Origin of the sequence: Pseudomonas sp. P39-UII1 (genome assembly GCF_039672635.1) — a bacterium.
GTDB lineage: Bacteria > Pseudomonadota > Gammaproteobacteria > Pseudomonadales > Pseudomonadaceae > Aquipseudomonas.
In genome coordinates this window covers 1-901 of the sequence record NZ_JBDFPP010000056.1, presented here as the reverse complement: position 1 = coordinate 901, position 901 = coordinate 1, and the positions used below count along the sequence as shown (strand labels likewise).

Here is a 901-nt window from a genome sequence, read left to right as displayed (position 1 = left end):
GGCGCGGTGAAGTTGACCGAACCGGACGACTCACCGACACCGATGGTGATGCTCTGACCGTTGGCCAGCGTGACCACCAGCGGGCTGCCGGTGACCGGGGCCGACACCGAAGCGGTGTACACCACGGTGCCGCCCTCGACCACGCTTGGAGTGGCGGTCAAGGTGACGGTCGACGTGTCGATGGTGTCACTGACATTGGTCACGGCTTCGGCCGGGTTGACCGCCAGCTTCTCGAAGTCACCGCCGGTGGTGCCGGTGACACTCACTTTGACCTGGCCGGCGTCTTTGTAGACGTCATCGGCCGGCGCCGCGACCGTTACCTGGCCAGAGGACTGGCCGGCAGCGATAGCAATGGTCGCGCCGTTGCTCAGGGTCACGGTCATCGCCGTGCCCGCCGGGTTGCTCAGGGTGGCGGTGTAGACGATCTGACCGCCTTCAGCGACATCGCCGGTGGCGCTCAGCACCAGGTCCGTAGTGGCCTGGGTATCCGGGCTGTCGGTGACGGTAGTGGTCGGGTTACCTGCGGTTTCGAGCTGCTCGTAATTGCCGCCTTCAACCTTGCTGATGCTGTTGGTCAGCGGAGCGTTGGTGTTGTAGACGTTGTTCGGCGCGGTGAAGTTGACCGAACCGGACGACTCACCGACACCGATGGTGATGCTCTGGCCGTTGGCCAGGGTCACGATCAGTGGCGAACCGGTGACCGGCGCGCTGACGGACGCGGTGTAGGTGACCACGCCACCTTCCACGACCGAAGCGTTACCAGTGAGGGTCACGGTCGACGTATCGATCGTATCGCTGACGTTGGTGACGGCTTCGGCTGGATTAACGGCCAGATTCTCGAAATCGCCACCGGTGGTGCCGGTGACACTTACTTTGACCTGACCGGCGTCTTTGTAGACGT

Annotated in this window: 1 protein-coding gene; it reads right to left on the bottom strand. The window is 63.6% G+C overall.

The annotated features are described in order from the left end of the window. A partial coding sequence (locus tag ABEH27_RS25680; RefSeq protein ID WP_346616248.1) for an immunoglobulin-like domain-containing protein occupies nt 1-901 on the bottom strand: 901 nt, incomplete at both ends.